At 73.8% G+C, this 14,914-nt stretch carries 6 protein-coding genes; 3 read left to right on the top strand and 3 right to left on the bottom strand.

The genetic code is table 11. The annotated features are described in order from the left end of the window. Positions 1-11: 11 nt before the first annotated feature. From AB0L65_RS17110 to AB0L65_RS17100, 3 genes are read right to left on the bottom strand one after another with little or no spacing between them, the layout of a single operon-like run. On the bottom strand, positions 12-1,328 hold the full coding sequence (locus AB0L65_RS17110; protein WP_364245999.1) for an MFS transporter: 1,317 nt from the start codon (positions 1,326-1,328) through the stop codon (positions 12-14). Between the two features lie 7 nt (positions 1,329-1,335). Then, positions 1,336-6,639 carry an amino acid adenylation domain-containing protein gene (locus tag AB0L65_RS17105; protein ID WP_364245997.1) on the bottom strand — a complete coding sequence of 1,768 codons (5,304 nt, stop codon included), beginning with the start codon at positions 6,637-6,639 and terminating at the stop codon, positions 1,336-1,338. An 11-nt stretch (positions 6,640-6,650) separates the two neighbouring features. Next, positions 6,651-7,559, bottom strand: a complete 909-nt coding sequence (locus AB0L65_RS17100; RefSeq protein ID WP_364245994.1) for a [LysW]-aminoadipate kinase — start codon at positions 7,557-7,559, stop codon at positions 6,651-6,653. Between the two features lie 327 nt (positions 7,560-7,886). Between AB0L65_RS17100 and AB0L65_RS17095 the strand changes: the two genes are divergently transcribed. The 3 genes from AB0L65_RS17095 to AB0L65_RS17085 are packed head-to-tail and all read left to right on the top strand — an operon-like array spanning position 7,887 to position 14,904. Next, complete coding sequence (locus tag AB0L65_RS17095) at positions 7,887-11,276, top strand: amino acid adenylation domain-containing protein (RefSeq protein WP_364245991.1); 3,390 nt, start codon at positions 7,887-7,889, stop codon at positions 11,274-11,276. A gap of 50 nt (positions 11,277-11,326) precedes the next feature. Then, the gene (locus tag AB0L65_RS17090; protein ID WP_364245987.1) at positions 11,327-11,719 is read left to right on the top strand and encodes a VOC family protein; all 393 of its coding nucleotides are present in this window, start codon (positions 11,327-11,329) and stop codon (positions 11,717-11,719) included. Then, positions 11,716-14,904 carry an amino acid adenylation domain-containing protein gene (locus tag AB0L65_RS17085; protein WP_364245984.1) on the top strand — a complete coding sequence of 1,063 codons (3,189 nt, stop codon included), beginning with the start codon at positions 11,716-11,718 and terminating at the stop codon, positions 14,902-14,904. The genes AB0L65_RS17090 and AB0L65_RS17085 overlap by 4 nt, the downstream gene beginning before the upstream one ends. Positions 14,905-14,914 lie beyond the last annotated feature (10 nt).

The raw sequence follows: 14,914 nt of genomic DNA, 5'->3' as shown, positions 1-14,914 counted from the left end.
CGCCGCCGCCCCTAGCCGCCGGTGACCTGGTCCTTGGCTTCCTGGTCCTTGGTCTTCTTGGCCTTGGCTTCCTTGGCGGCGGTGACCGCCCGCTCGGAGAGCAGCGGCACCGCCGCGAGGACGGTGACGGTCAGCAGAGCGCCGCCGAGCAGGAACGGCGCGTGCAACCCGAACCGGTCGGCCAGAACCCCGGCGCAGGCCCCGCCGAGCGGGCCAAGACCGAGGGCGAGCAGCCGGTAGAAGCTGTTGACCCGCCCGAACATCTCCGCCGGGACGAGTTCCTGCCGCAGCGAGATGCTGACGACGTTGCCCAGCGAGATGCTCGCGCCGACGAAGAAGAACGAGAACGCGGCCACCAGCGGCGTCGCGGTGAGCCCGGTGGCGAAGAACGGCACCGGCATGAGCGCGAACGTGACCCGCAGGACGCCTCCGTAGCCGAGCCGCTTCGACAACCACGGAGCGGTGACCAGACCGGCCAGTCCCCCGACCGCGACGATGACCATCAGCAGGCCGTACGTCGTGCGGTCGACGCGCAGCACCTCCAGCGCGTACAGCACCGCGATGGCCGTGACGCCGACGACGGCGAAGTTGCTCACCGCGATGAGCCCGCACAGTGTCCGCAGCAGCCGGTGCCGCAGCAGCCACCGCATGCCCTCCGCGAGGTCGGCGCGCACGACGGCGAGCGTGACCTTCGGCACCGCCTCCGTGGGCTTGCCGGACCGCCCCATGGCCAGCAGCAGGAGCGCCGCCACCGCGAAGGTCACCGAGTCCACGGCGAACGGAAGCAGCGGCGCGAAACCGAACAGGACCGCGCCGATCGACAACCCGACGAAATCGCTCATGACGAACTGCCCGCCCTGCACCCAGCTGTTGGCGGACGACAGCCGCCGCTCGTCCACCAGCTCGGGGATCAAGGCCGCGGACAGGTTGAGGCTGAGCGTCTCCGAGGAGGCCAGCAGGAACGCCGCCACGGCGATGACCGCGACACCGGCCGCTCCGCCGGCCACTGAGACGGCGAAGACGCCCATCAGCACGGCTTGGAACACCGCGACCTGCCAGACCAGCCTTCGCCGGTTGAGCCGGTCGGTCAGCACACCCGTCACCGGTCCGACGACGACCCATGGCAGCTGGCCCGCGACGGTCACCGACGCGATCAGCACGGGGTCGCGGGTCACGGTGGCGGCCAGCAGCGGCAGCGCGACGAAGCGCACGCCGTCGCCGAGGCCGGAGATCAGCGTGGCGAGCCAGAGCAGCCAGAACCCCCGGCGGTGGCGGGCCTTGTCACCCGGGGTCTCCGCTGTCGTCGCTTCACCGGACGGCCTGCTCACGGCGCGCTCAGTCCTTCCTGTCCAGGTCGGCCCTGTCCAGGTCGGCGAGGTACCGGCGCGTCTCCTCGTCCGACATCCCGGCCACCATGGCGAGGACGGCCTCCAGTTCGTTGGGCGCGGCCTGTTCGAACTGCAGGGACTCCACGAGCTCGGCGAGGCGCTCGATCGTGGACCGGCCGCCGAGCAGCTGGGCGACGGGGAGCCGCACGCCGAACTCGGCGCCCACGCGGCCCGCCACCCGGATCGCCATCAGGGAGTGCCCACCCAGTTCGAAGAAGTCGTGCCGCACCCCCACCGAGTCGAGGCCGAGCACCTCCGACCAGATCTCGCTGAGCACCCGCTCGACCGGGGTTCGCGGCGCCACGAACGTGGTGACGGCGCCGTCCGGCGGGTCCACCGGCGGCAGCGCGGACCGGTCTATCTTGCCGTTGGGCAGCCGGGGCAGCGTCTCCATCCGGCGGTAGACCACCGGGACCATGTGCCCGGGCAGCCGGGCGCCGAGGAAGGCGCGGATCTCCGTGTCGGCTGGCCCCTGCCCCGCTGGGACGAGGTAAGCCACCAGGAATGGCCCGCCGTGACGGTCCGGGCGGGGCACGACGACCGCGGCGGCGACACCGTCGTGTGTGAGGAGCGTCGCTTCGATCTCTCCGGGTTCGACCCGGTTTCCACGGATCTTGAGCTGGTGGTCCAGCCGGCCGAGGTACTGCAGCGTGCCGTCCGGCCGCCACCTGGCCACGTCGCCGGTGGCGTACATGCGCTGCCCGGGCGCGAAGGGATCCGGAACGAAACGTTCGGCGGTCAACGCCGGCCTGCCGTGGTAGCCGCGGGCGAGCTGCGCTCCGCCGATGAACAGCTGTCCTGGCACGCCGATCGGCTGCGGCCGGTACCCGTCGTCCAGCACGTACAGGGTGCTGCCCGGGACTGGGACGCCGATGGGCACGCGCGACGGCACGGGCGCGGTCACCGGGTGGACGGTCACGTCGATCGCGGCCTCCGTCGGCCCGTACAGATTGAGCAGCGCCACGCCGGGGAAGCGGTCGAGGAACTCCTTGGCCAGCACGGCCGGCAACTCCTCGCCGCTGCACAGGACCCGCCTGACACCAGCGAGGCTCGCGTCCGGATCGTCGAGGAACGCCTGCAGCATCGAGGGCACAAAGTGGCACGTGGTCACCCGATGGCCGGCGATGACCTCGCCGAGATAGGCCGCGTCCTGATGCCCGCCGGGCCGGGCGAACACCAGCGTCGCGCCGGTGACCAGCGGGAGCAGCAGCTCCCAGACCGACACGTCGAAGCCGATCGGGGTCTTCTGCAGGACCCGGTCCCCGGCGGTCAGCGGGTAGGCCGCCTGAGCCCAGCGCAGCCGGTTGGCCAGCGCTCCGTGGGTGTTCACCGCGCCCTTCGGCACACCCGTCGACCCGGACGTGTAGAGGACGTACGCGGCGTTGCCCGGCGGCACCGCCACACCGGGGCGGCCGCCGTCCGCCACCGGGCCAGCGGCGACATCATCCAGCAGCAGCACCCCGTCAGGGTCGCCGCCGAGGCCATCGGCCAGGTCGGCGCGGGTGAGGGTGAGCGAGGCGGCGCCGTCGGCGAGCATGTGCCGCAGCCGCGCGGGCGCGTCGCCGGGGTCGAGAGGCAGGTAGGCCGCGCCAGCCTTGAGCACGGCGAGGATCGCGACGATCAGGTCCACCCCGCGATGCAGGTGTACGGCGACGCGGTCCTCCGTCCCGACGCCGAGTCCGCGCAGGTGGTTGGCCAGCCGGTTGGCCCGGAGGTCCAGCTCGGCGTAGGTGAGGACGAGGCCGTCTGGGGCGAGGACGGCGGGAGCGTGTGGCGAGCGGTCCACCTGGGCCTCGAACCAGGCCGGCACCGCCGGTTCGAGCGTCGGGCCGCCGGCGAAGCCGCCGTATCCGCGCACGATCCGGTCCACGGCGGCCGGGCTCAGCACCGGCAGGTCGGCGACGGTCCGATCCGGCTCGGCCGCCGCCGCCTGGAGCACCAGGCCCAGGCCGTCGGCGATGCGGCGGGCGGTGTCCTCGCCGACCGGCTCGGTGGCGTACACCAGCGTGCCGTCCAGGCCCCCGTCCGCGGTGGGGACGAGTTCGAGCTCCAGGTCGGTCTTGGCGCCGCCGGGCAGGACTGTCACCTCCGCCGGGCCGACCCCGAGGTCGATCGCCGGCCGCGCCTCCTGCAGCACGAGCAGGTGCCGGACGAGAGGCCGATGTCCGGCCGCGGCATGGGATGCGCGCTGGTTCAGCAGCTCCAGCGGGGCGGCGCCGTGGTCGTAGGCATCCAGGCAGACTGTCCGGGCGCGGCGCAGCAGCTCGCGGAACGTCGGCTCGCCGCCGCAGTCGACGCGCAGCGGCAGCGTCCCGGCGAACAGGCCCACCAGGTCTGCCAGCTCCGGCAGGTCGCGGCCGGCCAACGCGGTGCCGAAGAGCACGTCGGACCGTCCCGACCAGCGGGCCAGCACGGCGGCGAACCCGGTGGCCAGGGCCATGAAGAGGGTGGCGCCCTCGTCCGCCGCGACCCGCCGCAGCCCGGCCACCGTCTCCTCGGACAGCCGCAGCGACAACGCCGCCCCGGCGAACGCCGTGTCGCCCGGCCCGGCGCCGCCCGCCCGGGCGACGCCGACGCCGATCTCGGGCGGGGCGGCGCCTTCCAGCACGTCGAGCCAGTACGACGTACCGTCCGTCTCGCCGGGATCATCGTCGCCGTCGTCCAGCCAGGCGGCGTAGTCACGGTAGGTGATGGCGGGAGCGGGTGCGGCGGGTGCCCGGCCGGCGGCGAGTGCCGCGTACGCCTCGGCGAAGTCCCGCGCCAGCACTGTGAAGGACCAGCCGTCGACGGCGATGTGGTGCGCGCACAGCGCCAGTGCCCACTCCGGCCGCTCGTCGCCGGTCTGGACGAGCATGGCGCGCACCAGCGGCGGCCGGGACAGATCGAACGGACACGCCGCCCACTCCCGGACCATCTCGTCGCGCTCCGCGCGATCGGCGGCCGTCAAGAGTGGAACCTCGATCCGGATGTCGCTCCAGACACCGTCCGGCACGTCCAGCACCAGGCCGTCCGCCCCGGGGGTCACGGCGGTGCGCAGGCTCTCATGCCGCTCCACCAGCAACCGGACGCAGGCCTCGACCAGGTCCCGGTGCGGCTGCGCGGCGAGCTGTACCAGGCCGGTGACGTGATAGGCCGCGCCCGCGCCCAGCTCGTGCAGCAACCACAGCCGTCGCTGCTCCGGCGTGGCCGGCACCGGCCCGGCACGCCCCGCCCGCGGCACGATCGCGGCCGCCCCGCTCCCCCGAGCGGCCGTACCGTGATCGCCGGGCCGTTCCGCGGCTGAGGCGAGCGGGCCGGCGGCCATCGTCGCGGCCAGGGTGGCCACGCTCGCCCCGTCCAGCAGGGAAGTCAGGTCGACGGCCAGGTCCAGCTCGGTCTGCAGCGCCGCCCGCAGCCGAGCGGCGCCGAGGGAGTCCAGGCCTTGCGCGACGAGTGGCCGCGCCGGATCGACGGCGGACGGTTCGCGCTCCAGGACGGCGGCGACGATGTCACGCATCCGGCCGGTCGAGCCCTGCGGGTCGTCCGGCACGGGCACCTGCGGGGCCGTGCCGGGGTGGCCCGGGGCCGAGGCGAAGGGGAGAACGCCGCGCAGGTAGCGGTCGCGGCACTCCCTGCGGCGGATCTTGCCGCTGGACGTACGGGGGATGCCTCCGGGCCGGACGAAGACGACCTCTGCCAGGGCCAGACCATGCACGTGCGACACTGCCGCCCGGATGGCGTCCCCAGCGGCGGCGAGGTCCTCGCCGGGTGCGGCCTCCTGCACGAGCACCACTCCCTCGCGCCGGCCGTCGTCGAGGGCGAACGCCGCGCCGCGCCCGCGCGGCAGCGACGGGCGAGCCTGCTCCGCCGTCGTCTCGATGTCCTGCGGGTAATGGTTGGCCCCCCGGACGACGATGAGGTCCTTGACGCGTCCGGCCACGTACAGCTCGCCGCGGTCCAGGAAGCCGAGGTCGCCGGTGCGTAGCCAGGCGCGCTCGTCGCCGGGGACGCGCGCCTCGAAGGTGTCCTTGGTCGCCTGCTCGTCGGACCAGTAGCCGGCCGCCACAGTGGGGCCGGTGACCCAGATCTCGCCGACCGTGCCGGGGGCGCAGGGGCGCCTGGTGAGCGGGTCGACCACCGCGACCCGGCCCGGCTCGTGGTCGTGCCCGCAGCCGACGAGTTCCACGCCGTCCCCGTCGCCGTCCCGTACGATGCCGCCGGCCAACGCATCCCTGGCCAGCGTCCGGGTCGCCGCGCCCGCCCCCGACGGCGAGCCGGTGACCATCAGCGTGGCCTCCGCGAGCCCGTAACACGGCAGGAGAGACTCCCGGCGGAAGCCCGCCGGGCCGAACCGCTCGCTGAAGGCGGCCAGCGTGCTCGGGCGCACCGGCTCGGCGCCCACGAGGGCGGCCTGCCACGCGCTCAGGTCCAGGGTCGCCAGTTCGTCGTCCGTCACCCTCTTGACGCACTCCGCGTAGGCGAAGTCGGGTGCCGCGCTCACCGTGCCGCCGAACCGGCTGAGCGCCTCCAGCCAGCGGAACGGGCGGTGGAGGAAGGTGAGCGGAGACATCAGCAGGCAGGGAAAACCACTGTAGAGCGGCTGCAGGATGCCGCCGATCAACCCCATGTCGTGGTAGGGCGGCAGCCAGCTCACGCCACGGGTGTGCTCGCCGGCCCTCAGAACCCCGGCGATGACGGCGGAGTTGTGCAGCAGGTTGCCGTGCCCCACCATCACTCCCTTCGGAGCGGCCGTGGAGCCCGAGGTGTACTGGAGGAACGCCACCGAGTCCCCGGTGGCTGCCGGAGGCCGCCACTCGCCGGCCAGGGCCTGGTCCAGCCCCTCCGTGGCCTCCCACCGCAGGGAGCGCACCTGGTCGAGGGTGGCGAACCTGGCTCGTACGTCGGCCAGGACAGCGGCGTCGGTCAGCGCGACGGAGGCGTCGGCGTCGGCGGCGATGGCCTGGATGCGTTCGAAGTGACGGCTCTGCCTGGGCGGGAACATGGGGACGGCGACGACGCCGGCGTACAGGCAGCCGAGGAAGCCGGCGATGTACTCCAGGCTCGGCGTGTAGAGCAGGAGCGCGCGGTCGCCGGGCGCGACCCCGGAGGCACGCAGGTGTGCGGCGACGGCCCGTGCCCTGGTGTCCAGCTCGCCACGGCTCACCGGAGTCCCATCGTCACCGTCGGCGAAGACGAACGCGACGGCCTCGGGGCGCTCCTGCGCCCGCGCGCGGAGCAGCTCCACGAAGTCGGTGAACCCGGTTCGAGACATCGGCACCTTCCCTAGCGGTTACGCGGTGACAACTCTTGCGTGGGCGGTACGGTCCGCCGGCGCGGCGCGGCGGGAGCGGGCCGGTCGGCAGGCAGGTCGACGGGCGGATGAACGCGCGTGCCGGCCCCGGCGAGCGCGGACAGCGCCGGACGCTCGGCCCGGCCGTCGGCGATCACGACGAGTTCCACGCCCGCCGCGAGCGCCTCGCCCGCGGCGATCAGCTTCGCCGCCATGCCGCCCTTGACGTGGCCGGGGGTGCCGCCTTCCCCGGGAAGCCGGAAATCGGTCAGCAGGCTGCCCTCGTCCGCCGGGTCGGCGAGTACGCCGGGAGCCGCGGTGAGCATGATCAGGACGTCCGCGCGCAGCTCGGCCGCGGCTCGCGCGGCGACGCGGTCGGCGTTGACGTTCACCGGCCGGCCGTCCTCGGCGACCGCCGGAGGCGAGATCACCGGCACGAGGCCGGCGTCGAGCAGGGTGGTCAGCAGGCCACCGTCCAACGAGGCGATCCGCCCGCTGTGGTCGTCGCGCACCACCACGGTGCGCCCGTCGATTACCGCGCGCAGGGCCTTCTTGCGCCGGGCCCTGATCAGCCCGGCGTCCAGGCCGGACAGCCCGACGGCCCGCACCCCCACCCGGCCCAGTTCCGCCAGGATCTCTCCCTTCACCTTGCCGAGCAGCGCCAGCAGCACGATCTCCATCGTGGCCGGGTCGGTGTGCCTGGCGGTGACCTCGCCGGGCGAGACGAGCTCCCGCAGCGGCACGCCGAGGCGTCCGGCGAGATCGCCGATGGCGGCGGACCCACCATGTACGAGGACCACCCGGTCACCGGCCGCGACCAGCGCGGCGACGTCACGGCACACCCTCGCCTCGTCGATCCCGGCGGCCCCGCCGCACTTGACCACCACAACGCGCTGTGTCACTGTGCCGCCTTCCATGGTGGGGCGTGCCCCGCAGTCCGGCCGAGCCGAGCCACGCCAGGTGCGCCGGCCCGCTCCGGCCTCGTCTCATCCTCGTTCTCCGTGGCACGGGCGGTAGTCGGGAACTCCCCTGACACCGCCCCGCAGGGCGGCGAGTCAGAACTTTTCCTGACTCGTGAAGGCCCGGTCGCCGGCCGGAGAATCGGCCGCCAGGCCCCGCGGTGTCCGCACCCGCGCCGGCCCTTCCGACTCGGACGGACGAGAGGCTACAGCTGAGGTGTTTGCTATCAGTCCCACCCGGCGACCGCCGGTCGCCGACGGTGCGTGCCCATGACCGGGTCCCCAGCCGCCCCCGGTGAACCGGACGCCCCCCGCCGGGCGGGCGTGGAGTTGTCCCCCGAGAAGCGGGCCCTGGTCGTCATGGAGCTGGCGCGCAGGCACGCGGCCCGGCGCCCATCGATCCCAGCGCTGCCGCGCGCGGCGGGCGAAACCCGGCTGGCGGCCTCCCCTGCCCAGGAGCGGATGTTCTTCCTTCAGGAGCTGGACGCGGACGCGGTGACCTACCACGTGCCGATCGCCATGCGGCTGCGCGGCCACCTCGACGCCGGAGCGCTGAGCCGGTCGGTGGCCGTGCTGGTCGACCGGCACGAGGCGTTGCGTACCGGTTTCGCCGTCGATCCCGTCCGCGGCCTGGAGCAGGTGGTGTGCCCGGCGGGAGAGGTGCCTGTCGACGTGGCGGGCGGGGACGTGACGGCGGCCGAGGTGCCGTCGCGGCTGGACGAGTTCATGATCGCGCCGTTCGACCTGTCGAAGCCGCCGCTGCTGCGCGCCGGCCTGTGGCGAGTGGCCGACGCCCCCGGCGAGGAGTGGATCCTCGCCTTGTGCGTGCACCACATCGTGGTGGACGGATGGTCGCTGGGCGTGCTGGTGGACGAGCTGTCGGCCGCGTACGGGGCCGACATTGCCGGGCGGGATCCCGGCCTGCCTGCCGTCTCGCCGCAGTACGCCGACTTCGCGGCCTGGCAGCGCGAGCGGCTGGCGACCCCGGAGTTCGAAGAGCACGAGGCCTACTGGCGGGCGCGGCCGTTCGCGGCCGACGCCGCCGCGATCCCGGCGGACCGGCCCCGCCCGCCCGGCACGTCGTCACCGGCGAGGTCGGTGCCGGTGGAGCTGCCGGCGGACCTGGTCGCCGCGCTGCGGCAGGTCGGCGAGGCCGCGGAGGCGACACCGTTCATGGTGCTGGCGGCGGGACTCGCGGCGACGCTGTGCCGGTGGGCCGGTGAGAGCGGCGCGCTGATCGGCACTCCGGTGGCCGGGCGCCCGCTACCGGAGCTGGAGCGGGTGGTCGGCTGCTTCGTCAACACGCTGCCCCTGCTCGTCGAGGTCGACGGAGCGGAGACCTGCACGCGGCTCCTCCGGCGAGTGCGCGCGACCTGCCTGGACGCCTACGCGCACCAGGACGTGCCGTTCGAGCGGATCGTCCAGGACGCGGGCAGCGGCCGGCGCGCGGGCCGGTCCCCGCTCCGCACCGTCCTCGCGCTGGGTGACATCCCGCTGCGGCCGCTGGAGTTGCCGGGCCTGGAGATCGAGCGGCTCGAACCGCCGCGGGCCACCACCGACCTGGACCTCAGTCTCGAGCTGATGCCGGCCGCGGATGGATCGCTCACAGGCGTGGCGGTGTTCGCCGCGGACGTCTTCGACCGTGCCACCGCGGAGCGCTTCGTGGCCGGTCTGCTCTCGGTGTACGCCGGGGCAGCGGCCCACCCGGAGGGGACCGTGGCGGCGCTGCCCCTGATGGCCCCGGCCGAGCGCGACCTGCTGGTCGAGCGGTTCAGCGGTGCGGCCGCGCCCGCGTACCCGGCGGGGAGCTTCCAGGAGCGCTTCTCCAAGCAGGCCGCGGAGCACCCGCACACCGTCGCGGTGATGGCCGACCGCGACGGCGGGACCGGCCCGGAGCTGACCTATGGCGAGCTGGAGCGGCGTTCGACCGCGCTAGCCGGGTGGCTGCGCCGCCGTGGCGTCGCGGCCGAGGACCGGATCGGGGTGCACCTTGAGCGCGGCCCGGACCTGCTGGTCGCGTTCCTCGCGGTGCTCAAGGCCGGCGGGACGTACGTGCCGTTGGACCCGGGCCAGCCGGCCGGACGGATCGAGCACGTCCTGCGTGACTCCCTGCCCCGGCTGGTCCTGTCCAGTTCGGACATGATCGACCGCCTTCCCGGAGGCGGCCCGGAGACGGTGGCCGTGGACAGGTTGACCGACCTGCCCTCCGAGGAGCCCGCGGCCCCCGCCGCTCTCGACGGCGCGGCCTACGTGCTCTACACCTCCGGCTCGACGGGCACGCCCAAGGGTGTGGTGATCACGCATCGTGGACTGCACAACCGACTGCGGTGGATGTGTGACACGTTCGGCTTCGGCCCGGACGACGTCGTCCTGCACCGGACCACGATCGGTTTCGACGCGTCCCTCTGGGAGTTGTGCGTGCCGCTCATGACCGGCGGGCGCCTCGTGCTAGCCGAGCCCGGGCGCCACGGTGACCCCCGCTACCTGCTCGACGTGGTCGGCCGCCACCGTGTCACGGCCTGTGACTTCGTGCCGTCGCTGATGCGGCCGGTCCTCGACGAGCCCGGTGTCACCGAGCGAATGGCCACGCTGCGAGCCGTGGTCTCCGGCGGCGAGGAGCTGACCCCGGAGTTGGCGCGCCGCTTCCACGAGGCGATCCCGCAGGCCGCGCTGTACAACTTCTACGGACCGACCGAGGCCGCCATCGACGTCAGCACATACCGCGTGACCGCGCCTGTGACGGCGCCAGTGCCCATCGGGACGCCCATCGCGGGGACTGAGCTGTACGTCCTGGACGAGCGGCTCGAACCCCAACCCGTCGGGGTGCCGGGCGAGCTCCACGTCGGCGGGGTGCAGCTCGCCCGCGGCTATCTCGGGCGTCCCGGCCAGACCGCCGACCGGTTCGTCCCGCACCCGTTCCGGGCCGGACAGCGGCTCTATCGCACCGGTGACCGCGCGCGGTTCCGCGCCGACGGGAGCCTGGAGTACCTCGGCCGGCTCGACGCCCAGGTGAAGATCCGCGGCACCAGGATCGAGCCCGCCGAGGTGGAGTCCGCCCTGCGCGGCCATCCGGATGTGCGCGAGGCCGTGGTGCTGGCCAGGCCGGGCGTCAGGGGTGATCTGGAGCTGGCGGCCTTCCTCGTCCTGGCCGCCGGCACGCCGCCGCCCGCCGCCGAGGAGCTGCGCCGCTTCCTCGGCCGGGTCCTGTCCCCGGCGATGATCCCCGCCTCGTTCACGTGCCTGGCCGCTTTCCCGCTCACGGCGAACGGCAAGGTCGACGCCGCCCGCCTGCTGGCCGGCAACGAGGGCGCGGCGCTACGGAACCGCCCTCCGGTGCCGCCGCAGGACGCCCTGCAGGAGGTGCTGCTCGGCATGTGGGCCGGTCAGCTGGACGGCGGCGACCTCGGCGTTCAGGACGACTTCTTCGAACTGGGCGGCCATTCGATCATGGCCACCCTCATCGTGGCACAGCTGCGAGACCTGTTCGGGGTGGATCTCCCGCTGCACTTGTTCCTGGACGCCACGACGGTGGCGCGGCTGGCCGAGCTCGTGCGCACGCGGGCGGCCGAACAGGGGATCGACGCCGATCGCATCGCCGACGTCATCCTTGAAGTACGACGCATGCCGGATGCCGAGGTCGCGACGCAGTTGCTGAACTGACGCCGCGGCCGATTCCGGCGACCCACCCACGTTTTCGTCCAGGGAGACAGATGAGTTCGACAGTCCGTCACATCGCGGTTGACTGCGCCGATCCCTATCGGCTGGCCACGTGGTGGAGCCAGGTGACCGGCCGACCGATCAGCGACGACGACAAGCCCGGGGATCCGGAGGCCACTGTGATGCTGCCCGACGGTCCCACCTTGTTCTTCCACCAGGTGCCGGAGCCGAAGACGATCAAGAACAGGCTGCACGTGTGCCTCCAGCCGGACGGCCCGCGCGACCAGGAGGTCGAGCGGCTGCTCGGCATCGGGGCGACGATGGTCAGCGACCGGCGCCGGCCGGACGGAACCGGGTGGGCGGTGCTGGGCGATCCGGAGGGCAACGAGTTCTGCGTCCTGCGCAGCGCCGCGGAGCGCCGCGCGACGGCGAAGGCCCCTTCGTGACGGCCCTCGGCGGCGACGCGCGCGGCCGCCCTGCCGCCGACGTGTTCCCGCTCACCGACGCCCAGCTCGCCGGATGGGTCGCGCGCTCGCTGCCCAGTGCGGCAGGCGGCCGCCACTACGCCGAGTGGCGGCTGGCCGAGCTGGACGCCGCCCGGCTGGAGCGCGCGTGCGCACGGTTGGCCGAGCGGCACGGCGCCCTGCGCGCCGTCGTCCTCCCGGAGGGACGGCAGCGGGTGCCCGAGCGGCCCACCGAGTTACGGGTCTCCCTCCTGGACCTGCGTGGTGCGGCCCCCGAGGAGGCGGCACAGGAAGCGGCGGCCGTGCGGGCGCGGATGTCTGCGGCTGAGCCACCCTCGACGCCCGGCCCGCCGGTGGAGGTGCGGGTGACGCTGATGCCGGGTGGAGCGGCTCTGCTTCACCTGGCCGTCGACCGGCACCTGGCGGACTGGTGGCGGTTCGCGCACATCCTGGTGGGCGACCTGGCCGCGCTCTACGCCGACCCGGACGGCGACCCGGCTGCCCTCCACACCGACCCGAACGGCGGCTCCGCCCTCGGGGCGGCACCGCCGCAGGCGTATCACGAGGCCGTACTGGCGACGCCCGCCGGGACCGAGTCGACGGGCTATCCGGCGGCGCGGAATTACTGGCTCGGCCGCCTGGCCGACCTGCCGCCCGCTCCGGATCTGCCGCGCGCGCAGTCCGGCCGCCCACGGTTCGGCCGCAGGTCGGGCCGCCTCGACGCGCGGCGGTGGTCTCGATTCACGGCCGCGGCGGCACGGCACGACCTCACGCCGTCCGCCGCGCTGCTCGCCGCGTTCGCCGAGGTCCTGCGCACCTGGGCCAAGTCCGGCCGGTTCACCGTGCGCCGTCCGCTGGCCCCATCGCCGGGGGATGCCCTCGTGCTCGGCGACTTCACCGTGTCCTCGCTGCTGAGTGTGGAGGACGGCGGCGGCACGTTCGCCGAGCGCGCCCGCGAGCTGATGGACCGGATGTCCGAGGACGAGCGACACGCGGACTTCGACGCGGTGCGGGTAGCGCGCGAGCTGTACCGCGGCCGCCCGCTGGACGAGCGGACCGCCTTCCCCGTGGTGTTCGCCGACCTCACCAACCGGCCGTGGCCGGTCGGGTTCGGCCGCCCGGCTCACGCCCTGTCCAGCGACCCCTGCGCCCTCCTGGAGGTGCAGGTCTGGGCGGATGCTCAGGGGCTCGACCACCACTGGGACGCGCGTGAGGACCTGTTCCCGCCGGGCGTGCCCGACGACATGCGCGACGCGTACGCCGAGCTGCTCGGCGAGCTGGCCGACCGGGACGAGGCGTGGTCAGCGGAGCGGTTCGTGCTTGTGCCCGCCGCCCAGCTCGCCCGGCGCGCCCAGATCAACGAGACGGCGGCGCCGCACCCCGGCGGGCTGCTGCACACGCCGGTCGCCGGGCACGCGCGGCTGCGTCCGGACGCCCCCGCGGTGATCACCTCTGATCGCACACTGACGTACCGGGAGTTCTCCACTCGGGTCAACCAAGTGGGCAGGCGGCTGCGCGAACTCGGTGCCCGGCCGAACCGGCTGGTCGCCGTGATCATGGAGAAGGGCTGGGAGCAGATCGTCGCCGCCCACGGCGTCCTGGCCTCGGGCGCGGCGTACCTCCCCATCGACCCGGCGGTTCCGTCCGCGCGGCTGCGCCACCTGCTGGAATACGGTGAGGTGGAGCTGGTGCTGACCCAGGACCGGCTGGACGCCTCCCTCGGCTGGCCCGGCGACGTGCGGCGGCTGCGGGTCGACGCGGACGCTGACTTCGGCGAGGTGTCCGGCGCGGCGCTGGAGGCCGTCCAGCGCCCGTCCGACCTGGCGTACGTCATCTTCACCTCCGGCTCCACCGGGACGCCCAAGGGGGTCATGGTCGACCACAGGGGTGCGCTGAACACCATCGAGGACGTCAACCGGCGCTTCGCGGTCGGCCCGGGCGATCGGTGCCTGGCCGTCTCGGGCCTGCACTTCGACCTGTCGGTCTACGACGTGTTCGGCATACCGGCCGCGGGAGGCGCGGTCGTCGTGCCCGACGCCTCGGCCGCGCCCGACCCGGCGCACTGGGCCAAACTCATGGAGTCCCACGGGGTCACGTTCTGGAACTCGGTCCCCGCGCTGGCGGAGATGATGGTGACCTGGGTCGAGCTGGCCCGCCGCCCGGAGACCGCGGCCTCGATGCAGCTGATGATCCTGGCCGGCGACTGGATCCCGGTCACGCTGCCCGACCGCGTACGCGCGCTCAGCCCCGGCACCCAAGTGATCGCGAGCGGCGGGCCGGCCGAGACCTGCGTGTGGTCGGTCATCTATCCCGTGGGCGAGGTGGACCCGTCCTGGACCAGCATCCCGTACGGTCGGCCGATGACCAATCAGCGCTACCACGTGCTGGACGGACGGCGGCGGCCGCGCCCGGTATGGGTGCCGGGCGAGATCCACATCAGCAGCGAGGTCGGCCTGGCCAGAGGGTACTGGCGGGACCCGGAGCGCACGGCCCGGCAGTTCGTCACCCTGCCGGAGACCGGCGAACGGGCCTACGCCTCCGGCGACATCGGACGCTACCTGCCGAGCGGTGACATCGAGATCCTCGGTCGTGCGGACTTCCAGGTGAAGATCCAGGGCATCCGGATCGAGCTCGGGGAGATCGAGGCGGTGCTGGCGCAGCATCCCCAGGTGCGCGCCGCTGTGGTCGTGGCCTCCAGGAAGGTGCGCGACCTGCCGACGCTGCACGGGTACGTGGTGTGCGACGACGCAGCGCCGTCGCCGGAGCAGCTACGCACGTTCGTGGCGGAGAGGCTGCCGACGGCCATGGTGCCGTCGCGGATCGTCCTGCTCGACCGGCTGCCGCTGACGGGGAACGGGAAGATCGACCGGCTGGCGCTGGCGGCCGGCCCGTCGGGCGCCCAGCCGGGCGGCGGCCCGGGCTGTGGTTTCGTGCCGCCCGCGTCGGCCCTGGACAGGAGGGTGTGCGAGCTGTGCGCCGAGGTGCTCGGCGCACAGCGGGTGGGGATGCAGGACGACTTCTTCCTGCTCGGCGGCGACTCCCTGGGCGCTGTGGAGCTGGCGGTCAGAGTGAACGCGGAGCTCGGAGCCGACCTGACGGTGGCCACGGTCCTCGCCACCCCGGTGGTCGGTGACCTTTGCGCGGCACTCGTGGAAGTGAGCGGCTAGAAGCGGGCCT

The sequence above is a fragment of the Nonomuraea sp. NPDC052116 genome, assembly GCF_040680035.1.
GTDB lineage: Bacteria > Actinomycetota > Actinomycetes > Streptosporangiales > Streptosporangiaceae > Nonomuraea > Nonomuraea angiospora_A.
This window is presented reverse-complemented; position numbering and strand designations above follow the sequence as displayed.

What these genes read in the sequence shown, in the direction of transcription:
- AB0L65_RS17105 (WP_364245997.1), bottom strand. Translation starts at nt 6,639, where the DNA reads ATGTCTCGAACCGGGTTCACCGACTTCGTGGAGCTGCTCCGCGCGCGG.
- AB0L65_RS17095 (WP_364245991.1), top strand. Translation starts at nt 7,887, where the DNA reads ATGACCGGGTCCCCAGCCGCCCCCGGTGAACCGGACGCCCCCCGCCGG.
- AB0L65_RS17090 (WP_364245987.1), top strand. Translation starts at nt 11,327, where the DNA reads ATGAGTTCGACAGTCCGTCACATCGCGGTTGACTGCGCCGATCCCTAT.